This window comes from Ruminococcus intestinalis (assembly GCF_014288065.1).
In the GTDB taxonomy this organism is placed as follows: Bacteria; Bacillota; Clostridia; order Oscillospirales; family Acutalibacteraceae; genus Ruminococcoides; species Ruminococcoides intestinale_A.
In genome coordinates this window covers 467,294-481,252 of the sequence record NZ_JACOPS010000002.1, presented here as the reverse complement: position 1 = coordinate 481,252, position 13,959 = coordinate 467,294, and the positions used below count along the sequence as shown (strand labels likewise).

The window sequence follows — 13,959 nt, the reverse complement described above, 5'->3', positions numbered from 1 at the left end:
AGTACTGTGTTATAATAAATATTTGTAAAGGAACGGCGGCTGTTTTACCGACGATTTTAAAAAGCTGAATTCTGCCGACAAAGCTATGAGAAATAAATATTTATCATATGTAAAAAGCAGTGCGGTAAACTCCGAACTTGAGCAAACCAATAAATTCAGTTTGCAAATGCTTTACACCGCCGAACTTGAAAATGTATATTACAGTGAAAAATCGGATTGCTTTATCGTTGCAGACATTGAAAACAACAATGTATATTTGCACAGTGTGCTTTGCAAAAATTACATTCCGCTATTTTTAAAAAACTTACACACTTTTCTTGACAAAGGCAAATAGTTTGGCAAGTTTCAAATTTGATTTTTAAAATAGTAATTTGCTAAACAATATTTACATTATTATTTTTCCCCGCAAATTTTTTCAAGACCTGCTTTGTCGAGTATTTTTATTCCTCTGTAATGTGTGGCAAGTATGCCTTGTGCGGATAATCTGCTCAATGCTTTTGTAACGGTGATTCGTGACACGCCTACCGTCAATGCAATTTCCTCGTGTGTGAGCGATACTTTGCCGTCAACCATATCGTCAAGCAAAAGTTTTGCTATTCGTGCGTCTGCCTGCATAAATGTCATTGAGTCAAGCTGGGTGGTAAGCAGTCTTATTCTTGTGGCGAGAATTTCAAGCAGTTCAAATGCAATCGGAGGATTTTTTTGAATAAGGTCGAGGAGAATTTTTTTATCAATAATGGTCAGCTCGCTTGCGGTTACGGCTTTTGCGGAGCTTACCCTCGGTTTGTGGTCAAAAAATGCACCTTCGCCTATAAGTTCGCCTTTTGAGGCAGTGTTCAGAGTTTTTTCCATTCCGTCGGGAGAAATCATAAATACGGTTGCTTTGCCTTTCTTTATATAGTAAAAGCTGTCTGCAATGTCGCCTTGGTGATAGATTATTTCGCCTTTTGCAAAAGATTTGGTGTACGGCAAACTGTCAAACAGAGTTTTCATATCGTAGTGTATGTTGTAAAGTTGCGTGGGAGGAGTGTTAAGATTTTTTTCCATAGTTTCACCTCGGTTGTCGATTGGTAAATGCGGTTTATAAAACTTTTGCCGAGCAATTATAAAAGTTTGGTCAACCTTTTTAACGGCTTGACCTAAATTTTAAAATTATTTGGCTAAAATTGAGCGATAAACCATATTTTAGCGACAAAGTTCTTATTTTATTTTAATTGTAGCATACTTTACAATCTTTTTGCAAGCGGTATGTAATAATGATATTAGAAAAAATATAAGGAGTGATATTTATGGGTATGACTATGTCACAGAAAATTCTTGCGGCTCACGCAGGTCTTTCAGAGGTTAAGGCAGGTCAGCTTATTGAGGCTAAACTCGATATGGTACTCGGTAACGATGTAACATCACCTGTTGCAATCAATGTTTTTGAACAGAACGGTGCAACAGCAGTATTTGATAACACTAAAATTGCTATGATTATGGACCACTTTACTCCTAATAAGGATATTAAAGCGGCTACACAGGTTAAGCAGGTAAGAACTTTTGCAGATAAATACGACATCAAAAACTACAGAGATGTAGGACAGATGGGCATTGAACACGCACTTTTGCCTGAGCAGGGACTCGTTGGTCCGGGCTGCTTGTGCATTGGCGCAGACTCGCACACCTGTACATACGGTGCACTCGGTGCATTTTCGACAGGTGTCGGCTCAACAGATATGGCCGCAGGTATGATTAGCGGTAAGGCATGGTTCAAAGTCCCTGCCGCTATTAAATTTAATCTTGTCGGCAAGCCACAGGGATTTGTAAGCGGTAAAGATGTTATCCTCCACATTATCGGTATGATAGGTGTTGACGGTGCGCTTTACAAATCAATGGAATTTACAGGCGAGGGCGTTCAGTACCTCAACATTGATGACAGACTTTGCATTGCAAATATGGCTATTGAGGCAGGCGCTAAAAACGGTATTTTCCCTGTTGACGATGTAACCCGTGAATACTGCAACGGCAGATATCAGGGTACACCTGTTGAATATACAGCAGATGAGGACGCTGTGTACGATGAGGAATACACAATTGACCTTAGTGAAATTCGTCCTACCGTTGCTTTCCCGCATCTTCCGGAAAACACAAGAACAGTTGATGAAATCGGCGAAACAGAGGTTAAGATTGACCAGTGCGTTATCGGTTCCTGCACAAACGGCAGAATTACCGACCTTAGAGCTGCCGCAGAGGTATTCAAGGGCAGAAAGATAGCAAAGAATGTAAGATGCATTATCTTCCCGGGTACACAGGCAATCTGGTTACAGGCTATGCACGAGGGACTTTTTGATATATTTATTGAGGCAGGCGCAGTAGTTTCTACTCCGACTTGCGGTCCTTGTCTTGGCGGACATATGGGTATTCTTGCCGCAGGCGAAAAAGCTATTTCAACAACAAACCGTAACTTTGTAGGCAGAATGGGTCATGTTGACAGTGAGGTTTACCTCGCAAGCCCGGCTGTAGCTGCCGCAAGTGCTGTTAAGGGTTACATTACAGACCCTGCAAAGCTTTGATTTTTTGAAAGGTAGGTACTGATTATGAACGCTAAGGGTACAGTCCACAAGTTTGGCGACAATGTAGATACAGATGTAATTATTCCTGCTCGTTACCTCAACACAGCATCTCACAAAGAGCTTGCCGCTCACTGTATGGAGGATATTGACGCAGAATTTGTAAATAAGGTTCACGAGGGCGACATTATGGTTGCCGAAAAGAACTTCGGCTGCGGTTCTTCAAGAGAACACGCACCGATTGCAATTAAAGCAAGCGGTATTTCCTGCGTAATTGCTTCGACTTTTGCAAGAATTTTCTACCGCAACTCAATTAATATCGGTCTTCCGATTCTTGAGTGTGACGAGGCAGCAAAGGAAATCAAAGAGGGCGATGTTGTTTCCGTAAACTTTGATACAGGTGTTATCACAGACGAAACAACAGGCAAGACTTATCAGGCAGAGCCTTTCCCGGAGTTTATTCAGAACATTATTAAAAAAGGCGGACTTATTAAGTCTATTATGTAATTTATGGGCAACGAAGGCAAAACTTTGCCGCTTTTTTGCAAAATTAAAGGTTCTGTCCTAAATGTTGGAGTAGTATTAATAAATTATTTAGCTAAAGCTATGCGCTAAACCATAATTTCCAAAACTTTTGACAAAGAACCTTTTTATCGGAAATTAAAAAAGCTATACATTAACAAGATTGGTGAATTATGGTAAACGAAATTTTTGAAAAACTTTCCGCATTGCCGCAGGTAGAGGCTATTGCTCTCGGCGGTTCCCGTGCAAACGGTATTTTTGACGAAAAATCAGATTATGATGTTTATGTGTATGTTACAGATAACATCGACAACGGTGTAAGAGAAAATATCCTTGCGCCTTACTGTTCACAAATGGAAATCGGCAATCATTATTGGGAGTTTGAAGACAATATTATACTCAAAGTCGGTGTTCCTATGGACATTATATACCGTCCTATGGATAAATTCGATAAATTTATCAGCTATACTGTTTTTGAACATCACGCAAACCATGGTTATACAACTTGTTTTTGGCATAACATTATTACATCGCAGATCGTGTATGACCCAAGCGGTAAATATGCGGAGATTAAAAAGAAGTTTACCGTTCCGTATCCCGAAGAACTCCGTCAAAATATTATAGATTTAAATATGAAGATGCTTTCGGGTATTTTGCCGTCATTTGACAAGCAGATAAAAAAAGCGATTGACAGAAACGATTTTGTAAGTGTAAATCACAGAACAGCCGCTTTTGTTGCAAGCTATTTTGATGTTATTTTTGCATTGAACAGACTTACCCACCCGGGAGAAAAAAGACTTGTTCAAATTTGCAAGGAGCGCTGTGAAATTTTACCAAAGGATTTTGAAGAAAATCTTGACAAATTGCTTAAGGAAAAACCGACTGAAAAAATTATGGAAGTTATTGCCGATATGGTGAAAAACCTTAAAGAGATAATTTAGATTTAAATTTATTTTTATTTAGTTATAGTTGCCGCAACATTTAAACAAACAGCTTTGTTTTCGCTTATGCCGATTCAAAGCTGTTTTTATTTATTTCAAACCGTTGCCAAATAACCTAATCTTGTAAATGTAATTTATAGATGCTATAATTATCATATAAATAAAACGGAGATGAAACGGAGATGAAGATTTGAAAACAGCGGTAATCACAGGAGCGTCGGGCGGTATCGGCTCGGCAACGGCACTTGCTTTTGCAAAGGACGGATACAATGTTGTTTTACAGTATAACAATTCACAAGACAAGGCGCTTGCGCTTGCAAAAAAGATAGAGAACGAAACTAACTCGACTGCATTACCTGTTAAAGCGGATGTTTCATCTTCGCAAGAAGTTACTTTCCTTTTTGACGAAGTTGAAAATCGGTTCGGCAATGTTGATGTGCTTGTGAATAACGCAGGAATAGCACAGCAAAAACTTTTTACGGATATAACGGATGAGGATTGGAGAAGAATGACAGGCACTAACCTTGACGGTGTTTTTTATTGTTCAAGAGAGGTACTGAAACGCTTTATGATAAAAAATCACAGCGGGGTTATACTAAATGTCAGTTCAATGTGGGGGCAGGTAGGTGCGTCCTGCGAGGTGCATTACAGCGCCGCAAAGGCAGGCGTAATCGGACTTACAAAGGCGCTTGCAAAGGAAGTCGGACTTTCGGGTATTCGTGTCAATTGTATTGCACCCGGAGTTGTGATGACCGATATGATGAAATCGTTTGACGAGCAGACTGTGAATGAATTAAAAGATGAAACTCCGCTCAATATGCTCGGCGAACCTGATGATATAGCGCAGACCGCATTGTTTTTGTGCTCGGATAAGGCAAAGTTTATTACAGGACAAGTCCTCGGTGTAAACGGCGGATTTGTGATATAAATTCAGATTAACAAAGAAAATATAAAAATCGGTTTTTTATACTCTGTTTTATGATTAAGGTTTGTTTATTACGAAATTTTTAATCAATCTTTTAACACTATTATATAAAATGTTGAAAACTTCGTTCAAAGGAGAATATCAATGAATCCCAAAATGGCAATACTCCGCAAAAGAGCTATGGCACTGCCTCTTTTGCCCGGGGTATATATTATGCATTCCGCTGACGGTGAAATTATTTACATTGGAAAGGCAAAGGCTTTGAGAAACCGTGTCAGCCAATACTTTGGTTCTCAAAACAACCACGCAGAAAAAGTGCGCCGTATGGTTGACAATGTTGACCACTTTGAATACATTATCACAGACAGCGAGTTTGAGGCGCTCATTCTTGAGTGCAGTCTGATTAAACAGCACACCCCCAAATATAATATTCTCCTTAAAGACGATAAGGGCTACAGTTACATCAAGGTCAGCGGCGACAAATGGCGCAAAATTTCTTATGTTCTCCAGAAAAATGACGATAATGCCGAATACATCGGACCGTACAAAAGCAGTTACTATGTAAAGAGCGCAGTTGAGGAGGCTAACAAAATTTTTATGCTCCCAACCTGCAATCGCAAGTTCCCGCAGGATTTTGGCAAGGGCAGACCGTGTCTTAACTATCATATCAAACTTTGTTCCGCTCCGTGCACGGGAAAGGTGAAATTTGCCGATTATAACGAAAGCGTAGAACAGGCGCTTGCGTTTTTAAAGGGAGGTTCGTCAAATTCGGTTAAAGACCTCACTAAGAAAATGGAGGAGGCGGCAGAAAATCTTGAATTCGAAAGAGCCGCAAGAATCCGTGATAAAATCAGCTCAATTAAAAAAATGGGGGACAAGCAAAAGGTTGTTGCAAACAAGGTTCTCGACGAAGATGTTATCGGCAGTTTTTCGGACGGAAAAAAGACCTGCTATCAGGTATTTCGCTTTGAGGGCGGCAGGCTTTTTGACAGAGAAAGTTTTGTTTTTGATTCGGGCGACAGTGACAGTGAAACCGAGGAATTTATCTTGCGCTACTATACTATTCGTGACGATATACCGAAAAATATTGCCATTGACAAAGATTTTGACGGTTTGACCGCAATGCAGGATTGGCTGAGCGAAAAGCGTGGCAGTAAGGTGTATGTTACAGTTCCGCAAAGGGGTGAGCAGGCACAGCTTATGGCAATGTGCCGTTCAAACGCCGCCGAAGAACTTGCACAGCGCAAGGGTGCAACAGTCAAGGAATACAGTGTACTTGAAGAGCTTAAGGAATTGCTCGGACTTGAAAAAATACCGCAATACATTGAAAGCTACGATATTTCAAACCTTGCCGGTACGGAAAATGTTGCGGGTATGATTGTTTATAAAAACGGCAAGCCGTACAAGTGCGCCTATAAAAAATTTAAGATAAAGGGTTTTGAGGGACAGGACGACTACGCATCTATGGCGGAGGTTATCGGCAGACGATTTGACGAATACTATAAAGCCGAAAAGGCAGACGAGGGCTTCGGAAAACTGCCCGACCTGATTTTGCTTGACGGCGGTAAAGGTCAGGTTGCGGTAGTAAAAAAAGTTTTGCGGGAAATGAATATTGATGTGCCGCTTTTCGGCTTGGTTAAAGATGACAAACACCGTACAAGGGCGGTTACGGGTGACGGCGGAGAAATTTCTGTCAGCTCACGCAGGGCACTGTTTACTTTCCTTAGCAAAATGCAGGACGAAGTGCACCGCTTTGCAATCGGCTATCACCACAGCAGGCGAAGTAAAAATACTTTTAAAAGCTCGCTTACCGATATTGACGGCATAGGGGAGAAGAGAGCAAGGGCAATGCTCAAGTATTTCAGGACGATTGACAATATTTCAAAGGCAGACCTTGAAGAACTTGAGGGATGTCCGCAAATGACAAAAAATGCGGCAATAGCAGTGTACAGATACTTTCATTCAAATGAAAAAACGACAGAAAATTGAATTAATAAAAATGTTGTAATTTTTGTAATAATATGTTATAATTATGTAATATTGAAGAAAATACATTCGTAATAAGTGCTTTTATGCTTTATACGAAAAAAAGGAAGATATTATGAGGGTAATAACAGGAACGGCAAAAGGCAGGCGACTTGAAACCCTTGAGGGAGAAGATGTAAGACCTACCACCGAAAGAATAAAAGAGGCCGTATTTTCAATTATACAGTTTGAAATTATGGGACATACATTTCTCGACCTTTTTGCAGGCTCGGGACAGATGGGTATTGAGGCAATAAGCAGAGGCGCAAGCTCGGCGTATTTTGTTGACGCATCAAAAAAATCGCTTGATGTAGTGCGAAAAAATGTTTCTGCGGTTAAATTTGACAAAGAGGCAAAGCTGTTTGCAATGGATTACCGCAGCTTTCTTTCTATGAACTCAACCGAGTTTGACATAGCGTTTTTAGACCCGCCGTACAAAAAAGGAATTTTGCAGGACGCACTTCCTATTGTGGCAGAAAATATGCGTGAAACAGGCATAATTATTGCAGAAAATCCCTTTGACGAACAAATTTCTGCAAATTACGGCGATTTTGTACTTGACAGAGAATATCGCTATGGTAAAATAAAAATAAGCACATTCAGACATAAGGATTTTTTGTAATGGAAAAAACAGTTATTTGTCCGGGCAGTTTTGATCCGGTTACGCTGGGACATATCGACATTATCAAGCGTGCCGCAAATATGTTTGACAAGGTTATAGTCGGTGTGTTTACCAACGAAAAAAAGACTCCGAGCTTTTCTGCGGAGGAGAGAATACAGTTTTTAAAGGAATCAACCGCAGGTATCGAGAATGTTGAAATAGTAAGCTACAGCGGCTTGCTTGCTCAATATTGCAAAGAGCGCAAGGTTGACGCAATAGTAAAAGGATTAAGAGCTGTGTCTGACTTTGAATATGAATTTCAGCAGGCACTCACCAATAAAAGGCTTAATCCGCAGCTTGAAACAATATTTCTGACAGCGGAGTCGGAGTCAATGTATTTAAGTTCAAGTATGGTGCGTACGGTAGCTTCTCTCGGCGGTGATATAAGCAATTTTGTTCCCGAGATGATTCATGACAGAATTGTTGAAAGACTTTATAAAAAAGAAAAGTAAACAAAGAAAAGTAAACAAAGAAAAGTAAACAAAGAAAAGTAAACCTTAAATAAAGGAGATAATAAATTATGAAAATTGATGATTTAATTTTAGAGCTTCAGGATATACTCGGCTCGGCTAAGTCTGTACCTTTTTCAGGCGGCAAGGTAATGGTTGACAGCGATGAGATGTACAACATTATTGAGCAGATTCAGGACGCAATGCCGTCTGAAATCAGCCAGGCTAAGAATGTAGTTGCCGACAGAAAGGCAATTCTTACAGAGGCTAAGAAAGAGGCAGAAAACATTATTCGCAATGCCGAAGAGCGCAAAAAGACAATCCTCAATCAGAACGAGCTTGTTCGTGAGGCAAAGGTTAAGGCTAAGGAAATTGTTGACGATGCAAAGGCAAAATCAAAGGAAATCCGCACAGCTACAAATGTTTACTCTGACAGCATTTTAAAGACAACAGAAGAAACACTTTCTTCACAGCTTGATATTGTAAAGAAAACAAGAGAAAAGTTTTCAGAACAGCAGAGAACGCAGAAGAAAGCATAATTCAAAATTGAATTACAGTTAAGTAAAGCCCTGTCATAATTTAAACTATGACAGGGCTGTTTTTGTTTTTAAAATTAAAAATCGCAAAAGAAAAAATCCATCTGAATCAGATGGATTTCATTATGTTGGCATTTCCCTATCTTTCCGGGCCGTCACCAGCCAAGTATTTTCGGCACCACTGAGCTTAACTTCTGTGTTCGGTATGGGAACAGGTGGACCCTCAGCGTCATCAACACCAACTGTTTAATTGTGTTCTCACAAGAGAACAGTAGATATTATACAGCATTAAATTGTATTTGTCAATACCTTTTTTAAAATTTTTATAAATTTAAAAAGTTTTAAAATAAGTGCGAAAGGTTTTTAAGACCTAACGCACTTATTTTTTATGGCTTTTGCTTATAGCGAGGATAGAGCAACGCAGAGGTGCGACTCGAGCGCGTTATAAGATTTTAGCATAAGGGAATAAGAAAGCGGAGGGCTCGCCCTCCGCTTTCTTGCTCTCACCTACAGAGAAAGAAAGGAGTATAGCGCGTATGACTTGCCGATACCTCACCTATGAGGACAGAAAGAGTATTGAGGCTCTTTATACAGCAGGCGTAAGCCTCGCAGACATTGCCTCCGAGCTCGGAGTACACCTTGCCACTATTTACAGAGAATTAACGCGAGGCGGGACGGGTGAGCTCGACGGTAACGGGCGCGGCGGCTATAGTGCCGAGCTTGCACAAAAGACCGTACAAGACAATATCAAACGCCGAGGGCACCGAAAGCCCGTAACGGCGCAGTAAAAAAGAAAAATAAAACGGAGTGATTTTATTATGTTTAGTATGGATAAAAGCGATTTTATCGAGTTTAGTTTACAGCCGTTTATACAACGGCTCGACGAGGGCGTGGAGTCCCTCTCTTACGAATACGACGACGGTATCGCCGAGGAGTATTGCAATATCAAATATAAGAACGGGTATAAGCACAGAGTTTGTATTACTGCCGACAGCGAGAAAGCTATTATAAATGATGTGCTCAAAGCACTATGAGCTCCGAAAGAAAGCTAAATATTATATGTTGGAGCGGTGGGAAAGACTCGACGGCAACTATAGTATTAGCTCACGAGCTCGGAATACCTATTGACCTTATCGTTATTTCGCTTTTATGGTTTGACAAAAAACGGCGGATATATGCCGAATATCCCGAGGTTATAGAGTGGATATTTAGCTATGCAATACCGCTCTTTGAGTCTTGGGGCTACAAAGTAAAGGTAATCGAGTCCGACAAAGATTATATGCATTGGTTTTACCACACTATCGAAAGAACAGAGCACGAGGACAGAAAAAGCAAGCTCTCGGGTTGGTTAATAGGCGGTATGTGCGCTATGAACAGAGAAAAAATTAACCCAATAAAGCGGTACCTAAAGTCCCTCGGCAGAAACTATCAAGAATATATAGGAATAGCCGCCGACGAGCCCAAGCGACTCGAAAGAGTACACCGCAAAGGGCAAATATCACTCCTCGAGCAAAAAGGAATTATCGAGGAGCAGACCTACGACATATTAAGGCCTTATAGCCTTATATCCCCTACATACAAATTTTCAAAGCGTGGCGGTTGTTGGTTTTGCCCTAATCAAAAAGTAAAAGAATTTGCATACTTAAAGACTAACCACCCCGAATTATGGGCGGAGCTCGTTACTTTTGATAGCGTACCTAACAAGGTATCGGAGGGCTTTAAGTACGGAAAAACATTTAAGGAAATATCCGACAAGGTAGACGCTTATATAGCTAACCCGCCACCCGTACAGTTATCTCTATTTGACTTTATATATGAGGAGATGTAGCAGATGTGCAAACCCGTAAAGTGCCCGCAATGCAGACACGAATTTACGCCCGAGCGCGAAGTGGTTAAGACGGGAGCCTGGACTCCCGAGGAGGACGAGCTGTTATTGAGCGGGTACCAAAAGGAGCGTAAGACAATCGCACAGCTTGTGGAGGAGCTTAACCGCGCCGAGCTGCAAGAGCTTATAAACAATTACGAAAATTATTAAGGAGGCTGCATTATGAATAGCAGTATTTTAACGGCTATCGAGTCGCTTTGCGACGATATAGCTACCAACACCAACCCCGACGAAAACAAGAAAAGAGCCGAGGCGGTTGTGAGCCTCGCTTTTGCAGGCGTTTTTACTCCGTCCGAATATGAGGACGAATACGAGGACGACGAAAACGAGCAGGCTACCGCTCCCGCTATCAGCGGAAAGGTACCGCAGGCGGGTACCCGTTTTGGTTACAACGGTATCGAGTTTGTAGTGCTCGGAGAGGAGCAAGGCGGCGTACTCGCTGTCGTGGCGGAACGCCTTAAAAAGGAAATGCCTTTTGACGAGAATAATTGCAACGATTGGCGCGGCTCTACCCTGCGAGAGTACCTCAACGGCGAATACCTCAAGAAATTCAACAAAGGCGACCTCCTCCCGTTTGTTTCCGACCTCACAAGTGACAACGGTATGACCGATTACGGCACCTCCGAGGACTATATCGCTTTGCTTTCGGACAACCTCTACCGCAAGTACCATAAGTTTGTACCTAAATATGATACCAGGGTATGGACTATTACGCCTTGGAGCTGCGTCCCTGGGTACGCGTACACCGAGCGCTCTGTGACTACCTCGGGGGCGTTAATCAACAGCTGTGCGTACGCCGCTTACGGAGTCGCCCCCGCTTGTATTTTCAATCCTAAAATCTTTGAATAATCTGCGCTGTTAAGCGCGTGAGGAGGCGACTTTATGGAAAGTATCAAAATCGAAAAAGACTGCTCTATGACTATTCCTGCCCCTGGCAATATGAAAATAACGGTTGAAATGACCGAGGGACTCTTTGAGGAGTTTATGCAATTCCGAAAGAGTAAAGACGAATACGAAAACCGAGCCTCGAAAGAAATTGCTTGCCTGCGCGGGCGTATAACGCATTTAGCCCAGGCGGTAATTGAGTCAGTAGAGGGCAAAACACCTAAAGCAAAAAAAGAGGCTAAAGAGTACGCCCTCGAGCTTGCTAACGATTGGTTTTGTTAGGAGTTTGTTATGGGATATAGGAAAGTATCGGCGGCAGAACAGATTTATTACATTATTAAATATAAGGCAGCGGAGGCTACAGCGAGCCTCCGACTCCGCCTTAAACTTTGGCTCACAAAGAAAGCAGATTGTAAAAGTTGCTGCCTCCGCTGCGAATTTTACGAGGAGTGCGCTTGTGAGGACCTCTCTACCGAGGTTGAACACAGAGGTTACATAGTAGTACAAAGCGGGCTCAATAATCATATTAGCATATATGACGCAGAGGGACACGCCGTATATCACGTACAGCAATCAAAGAAAAAGACCGAGGAGCAGCTACGCGAAACGGTAGACTTTTACCTATATATAAGAGAGGAGGGCACGAAATGAAATTAAAACAAATTGAGGCGATATTAAAAGCCGAAAAAACTATTATTGTTTCCGAAACGCCCGCCTGCCAATGGCTCGGAAACGGAGCAGCTTTTTACCCCGTTTACAATTTACCGAAACTCACGCAAGACAACATATTTACTATGTTTGATATTGCAGAGGACAAGCGGGACAAATTCTATTTTAAGGAGCGGGAGTTACCGTCTTTTATAAATTTCGAGGACGGCGACGAGTCCGAGGAAATGCTCGACAGAGGAACTATTGCATTTTACGCACAAGGTAGAACGCTCGAGCCTCTTAAAACCTCGCAAGGCATAGCTTTTATAAATACAAGATACTTAAAACCGTTTGCAGACTCGCAAGCGGGTTACGAACTGTACGAGCGTACCGACAAACTCGGCAGACTGTATATTGTGGTTAAAAGCGGCTTTGTACTCCTCGGCGTTTTTTCTCCTTATGACCTGGTAAATGAGAACTTTATACAGACTCTTGAGGAAATATTAAACCTCTCAAAAGTAACGCTCTTTAATAAACAAGAAAAGAGCCGCTCTGCGGACGGTTACAAGCAAATTGAACTTGACGAGGAGGTGGACTAAATGAACGACAGCGTTATTATTACGGCTATTATTTGCTTAGCCCTGGCTATTATTAGCATTTTCGGCAACAAAAAGAAATAAGGAGGCGGCCTTATGACAAACGAAGAGTTAAAAGCGGCTCTCTTTAGCTGTTGCCCCGTTGAGCATAACGGCATTGTATATAAATATGTGTCGGGCATTATCTACCGCAACAAAGGCGGCAAGCTCGATATTTCGGCAGAACTATTAGACAAGAATAACAACAGCGTTTCTATTGTCAACCCCGCGAAAGTAAAGGAGGTTACTTTATGACAGCCACCCAAAAGAAAAACGCCCGCAAAAAAGTGGAGCGTAACTTACTACTATTTATTATATGTATATTCCTTATCGGTGCAATTATCGGGAGCGGCGTTGTGGTAGTCGCTCACGCTTTCAGCAGAAAAGACACTGCAGCGGCAACAGGCAGCACCCAGGCGGCGGAGCTATACGGTACCAAGGACGGCAGATACATAACCGAAAACGGCGGCGTTACTTTTAATTATGAGCTCGGCGAGAGCTTTACCCCTATTGATTGCGATTTACCCGTAGAATTGCAGGAGTTTACATATTATCTCTGCGAGGCGTACTATATCGACTTTTATTTTGCTATGGGGCTTATGTATACAGAGTCCTCTTTTATAGCTGATGTAGTCAGCGGGACGAATGATTACGGCTTAATGCAGATAAACGAATGTAACCACGCGGAGCTCTCCTCCGCTCTCGGCATTACCGATTTTACGGAGCCGCACCAAAATATCCAAGCGGGGCTATATATCCTCCGCCGCCTTTTTGAAAAGTACGACGAGCCCGCCCTGGTTTATATGGGCGAGTATGGAGCCTCTACCCTATGGGAAAAAGGCGTATACGAAACGACCTACTCAAACAAGGTACTCGCTAAAGCAGACGAGTACGCAGCCCTTGCAGATGTAAACGAATAAGAAAAAGCGGCTACCACTCCGCCCGAGTGATAGCCGCCGTAGCCGCTCTTGTGCTACTCAATTACCTTTAATAATTGTAGCATAAGGGCAACGAAAAGTCAATAGAAACGGGAGCTATAGGCTCTATTTCGGGCTCGTAATGGATAATAACTTAATGACCAAATAGAGAATAAACCCGAGCGGGTTATATATACCCTCTCTTTGTTGGCTTTCGTAGACAACCCGAGTAAATAAGGCTTTTGCTTATAACGAGGATAGAGCAACACAGAGGTGCGACTCGAGCGCGTTATAAGATTTTAGCATAAGGGATAAAGGGCGGAGTGAGTGCGTGCTGCCCTCTCCGCTCTTTTCTCAATTCCCTTATGGAAAACAAAA

General features: G+C 41.9%; 20 protein-coding genes and 1 rRNA gene. 19 read left to right on the top strand and 2 right to left on the bottom strand.

Going from position 1 to position 13,959, the window contains the following annotated elements; genetic code table 11:
- Positions 1-85: 85 nt before the first annotated feature.
- Positions 86-334: a hypothetical protein gene (locus tag H8R91_RS06560; protein WP_186935342.1), complete on the top strand. Its 249-nt coding sequence runs from the start codon at positions 86-88 to the stop codon at positions 332-334.
- Between the two features lie 59 nt (positions 335-393).
- On the opposite strand, the gene H8R91_RS06555 is transcribed toward H8R91_RS06560, so the two are convergent.
- Entirely contained in the window at positions 394-1,047 is a 654-nt protein-coding gene (locus H8R91_RS06555; protein WP_186935341.1) for a Crp/Fnr family transcriptional regulator, read from the bottom strand.
- A gap of 242 nt (positions 1,048-1,289) precedes the next feature.
- Between H8R91_RS06555 and leuC the strand changes: the two genes are divergently transcribed.
- The 8 genes from leuC to H8R91_RS06515 all read left to right on the top strand — a co-directional run bounded on the left by leuC (position 1,290) and on the right by H8R91_RS06515 (position 8,614).
- Positions 1,290-2,555: a 3-isopropylmalate dehydratase large subunit gene (leuC, locus tag H8R91_RS06550; RefSeq protein ID WP_022234313.1), complete on the top strand. Its 1,266-nt coding sequence runs from the start codon at positions 1,290-1,292 to the stop codon at positions 2,553-2,555.
- Between the two features lie 24 nt (positions 2,556-2,579).
- Entirely contained in the window at positions 2,580-3,059 is a 480-nt protein-coding gene (gene leuD, locus H8R91_RS06545; RefSeq protein ID WP_022234314.1) for a 3-isopropylmalate dehydratase small subunit, read from the top strand.
- Between the two features lie 188 nt (positions 3,060-3,247).
- Positions 3,248-4,015, top strand: a complete 768-nt coding sequence (locus H8R91_RS06540; protein ID WP_186935340.1) for a nucleotidyltransferase domain-containing protein — start codon at positions 3,248-3,250, stop codon at positions 4,013-4,015.
- A gap of 190 nt (positions 4,016-4,205) precedes the next feature.
- Positions 4,206-4,943 carry an elongation factor P 5-aminopentanone reductase gene (gene ymfI / locus H8R91_RS06535; RefSeq protein ID WP_186935339.1) on the top strand — a complete coding sequence of 246 codons (738 nt, stop codon included), beginning with the start codon at positions 4,206-4,208 and terminating at the stop codon, positions 4,941-4,943.
- A gap of 141 nt (positions 4,944-5,084) precedes the next feature.
- Entirely contained in the window at positions 5,085-6,929 is a 1,845-nt protein-coding gene (gene uvrC, locus H8R91_RS06530) for an excinuclease ABC subunit UvrC (RefSeq protein ID WP_186935338.1), read from the top strand.
- Between the two features lie 112 nt (positions 6,930-7,041).
- Positions 7,042-7,587, top strand: a complete 546-nt coding sequence (gene rsmD / locus H8R91_RS06525) for a 16S rRNA (guanine(966)-N(2))-methyltransferase RsmD (protein ID WP_022234318.1) — start codon at positions 7,042-7,044, stop codon at positions 7,585-7,587.
- A complete protein-coding gene (coaD, locus tag H8R91_RS06520; RefSeq protein ID WP_022234319.1) occupies positions 7,587-8,078 on the top strand; it encodes a pantetheine-phosphate adenylyltransferase in 492 nt (163 codons plus the stop codon). The genes rsmD and coaD overlap by 1 nt, the downstream gene beginning before the upstream one ends.
- Before the next feature lie 68 nt (positions 8,079-8,146).
- Positions 8,147-8,614 (top strand): ATP synthase subunit B family protein, encoded by a 468-nt coding sequence (locus tag H8R91_RS06515; RefSeq protein WP_022234320.1) that lies wholly within the window; start codon positions 8,147-8,149, stop codon positions 8,612-8,614.
- Positions 8,615-8,737: 123 nt separating this feature from the next.
- Here H8R91_RS06515 and rrf read toward each other — a convergent pair.
- A 5S ribosomal RNA gene (gene rrf / locus H8R91_RS06510) occupies positions 8,738-8,854 on the bottom strand.
- A 293-nt stretch (positions 8,855-9,147) separates the two neighbouring features.
- Here rrf and H8R91_RS06505 point away from each other — a divergent pair.
- From H8R91_RS06505 to H8R91_RS06460, 10 genes are all read left to right on the top strand, one after another.
- The gene (locus H8R91_RS06505) at positions 9,148-9,399 is read left to right on the top strand and encodes a helix-turn-helix domain-containing protein (protein ID WP_186935337.1); all 252 of its coding nucleotides are present in this window, start codon (positions 9,148-9,150) and stop codon (positions 9,397-9,399) included.
- 30 nt (positions 9,400-9,429) lie between these two features.
- On the top strand, positions 9,430-9,645 hold the full coding sequence (locus H8R91_RS06500; RefSeq protein ID WP_186935336.1) for a hypothetical protein: 216 nt from the start codon (positions 9,430-9,432) through the stop codon (positions 9,643-9,645).
- Entirely contained in the window at positions 9,642-10,439 is a 798-nt protein-coding gene (locus tag H8R91_RS06495; RefSeq protein WP_186935335.1) for an adenine nucleotide alpha hydrolase family protein, read from the top strand. Before H8R91_RS06500 ends, H8R91_RS06495 begins: the two co-directional genes overlap by 4 nt.
- 3 nt (positions 10,440-10,442) lie before the next feature.
- Positions 10,443-10,646, top strand: coding sequence for a hypothetical protein (locus H8R91_RS06490; RefSeq protein WP_186935334.1), 204 nt, complete (start codon positions 10,443-10,445; stop codon positions 10,644-10,646).
- A 12-nt stretch (positions 10,647-10,658) separates the two neighbouring features.
- On the top strand, positions 10,659-11,345 hold the full coding sequence (locus tag H8R91_RS06485) for a hypothetical protein (protein ID WP_186935333.1): 687 nt from the start codon (positions 10,659-10,661) through the stop codon (positions 11,343-11,345).
- Between the two features lie 33 nt (positions 11,346-11,378).
- Complete coding sequence (locus tag H8R91_RS06480; protein ID WP_186935332.1) at positions 11,379-11,663, top strand: hypothetical protein; 285 nt, start codon at positions 11,379-11,381, stop codon at positions 11,661-11,663.
- 9 nt (positions 11,664-11,672) lie between these two features.
- On the top strand, positions 11,673-12,032 hold the full coding sequence (locus H8R91_RS06475) for a hypothetical protein (RefSeq protein WP_186935331.1): 360 nt from the start codon (positions 11,673-11,675) through the stop codon (positions 12,030-12,032).
- The gene (locus tag H8R91_RS06470) at positions 12,029-12,628 is read left to right on the top strand and encodes a hypothetical protein (RefSeq protein ID WP_186935330.1); all 600 of its coding nucleotides are present in this window, start codon (positions 12,029-12,031) and stop codon (positions 12,626-12,628) included. The genes H8R91_RS06475 and H8R91_RS06470 overlap by 4 nt, the downstream gene beginning before the upstream one ends.
- 93 nt (positions 12,629-12,721) lie before the next feature.
- On the top strand, positions 12,722-12,919 hold the full coding sequence (locus tag H8R91_RS06465; protein WP_186935329.1) for a hypothetical protein: 198 nt from the start codon (positions 12,722-12,724) through the stop codon (positions 12,917-12,919).
- Entirely contained in the window at positions 12,916-13,584 is a 669-nt protein-coding gene (locus H8R91_RS06460) for a transglycosylase SLT domain-containing protein (protein WP_186935328.1), read from the top strand. Before H8R91_RS06465 ends, H8R91_RS06460 begins: the two co-directional genes overlap by 4 nt.
- Positions 13,585-13,959: the final 375 nt, after the last annotated feature.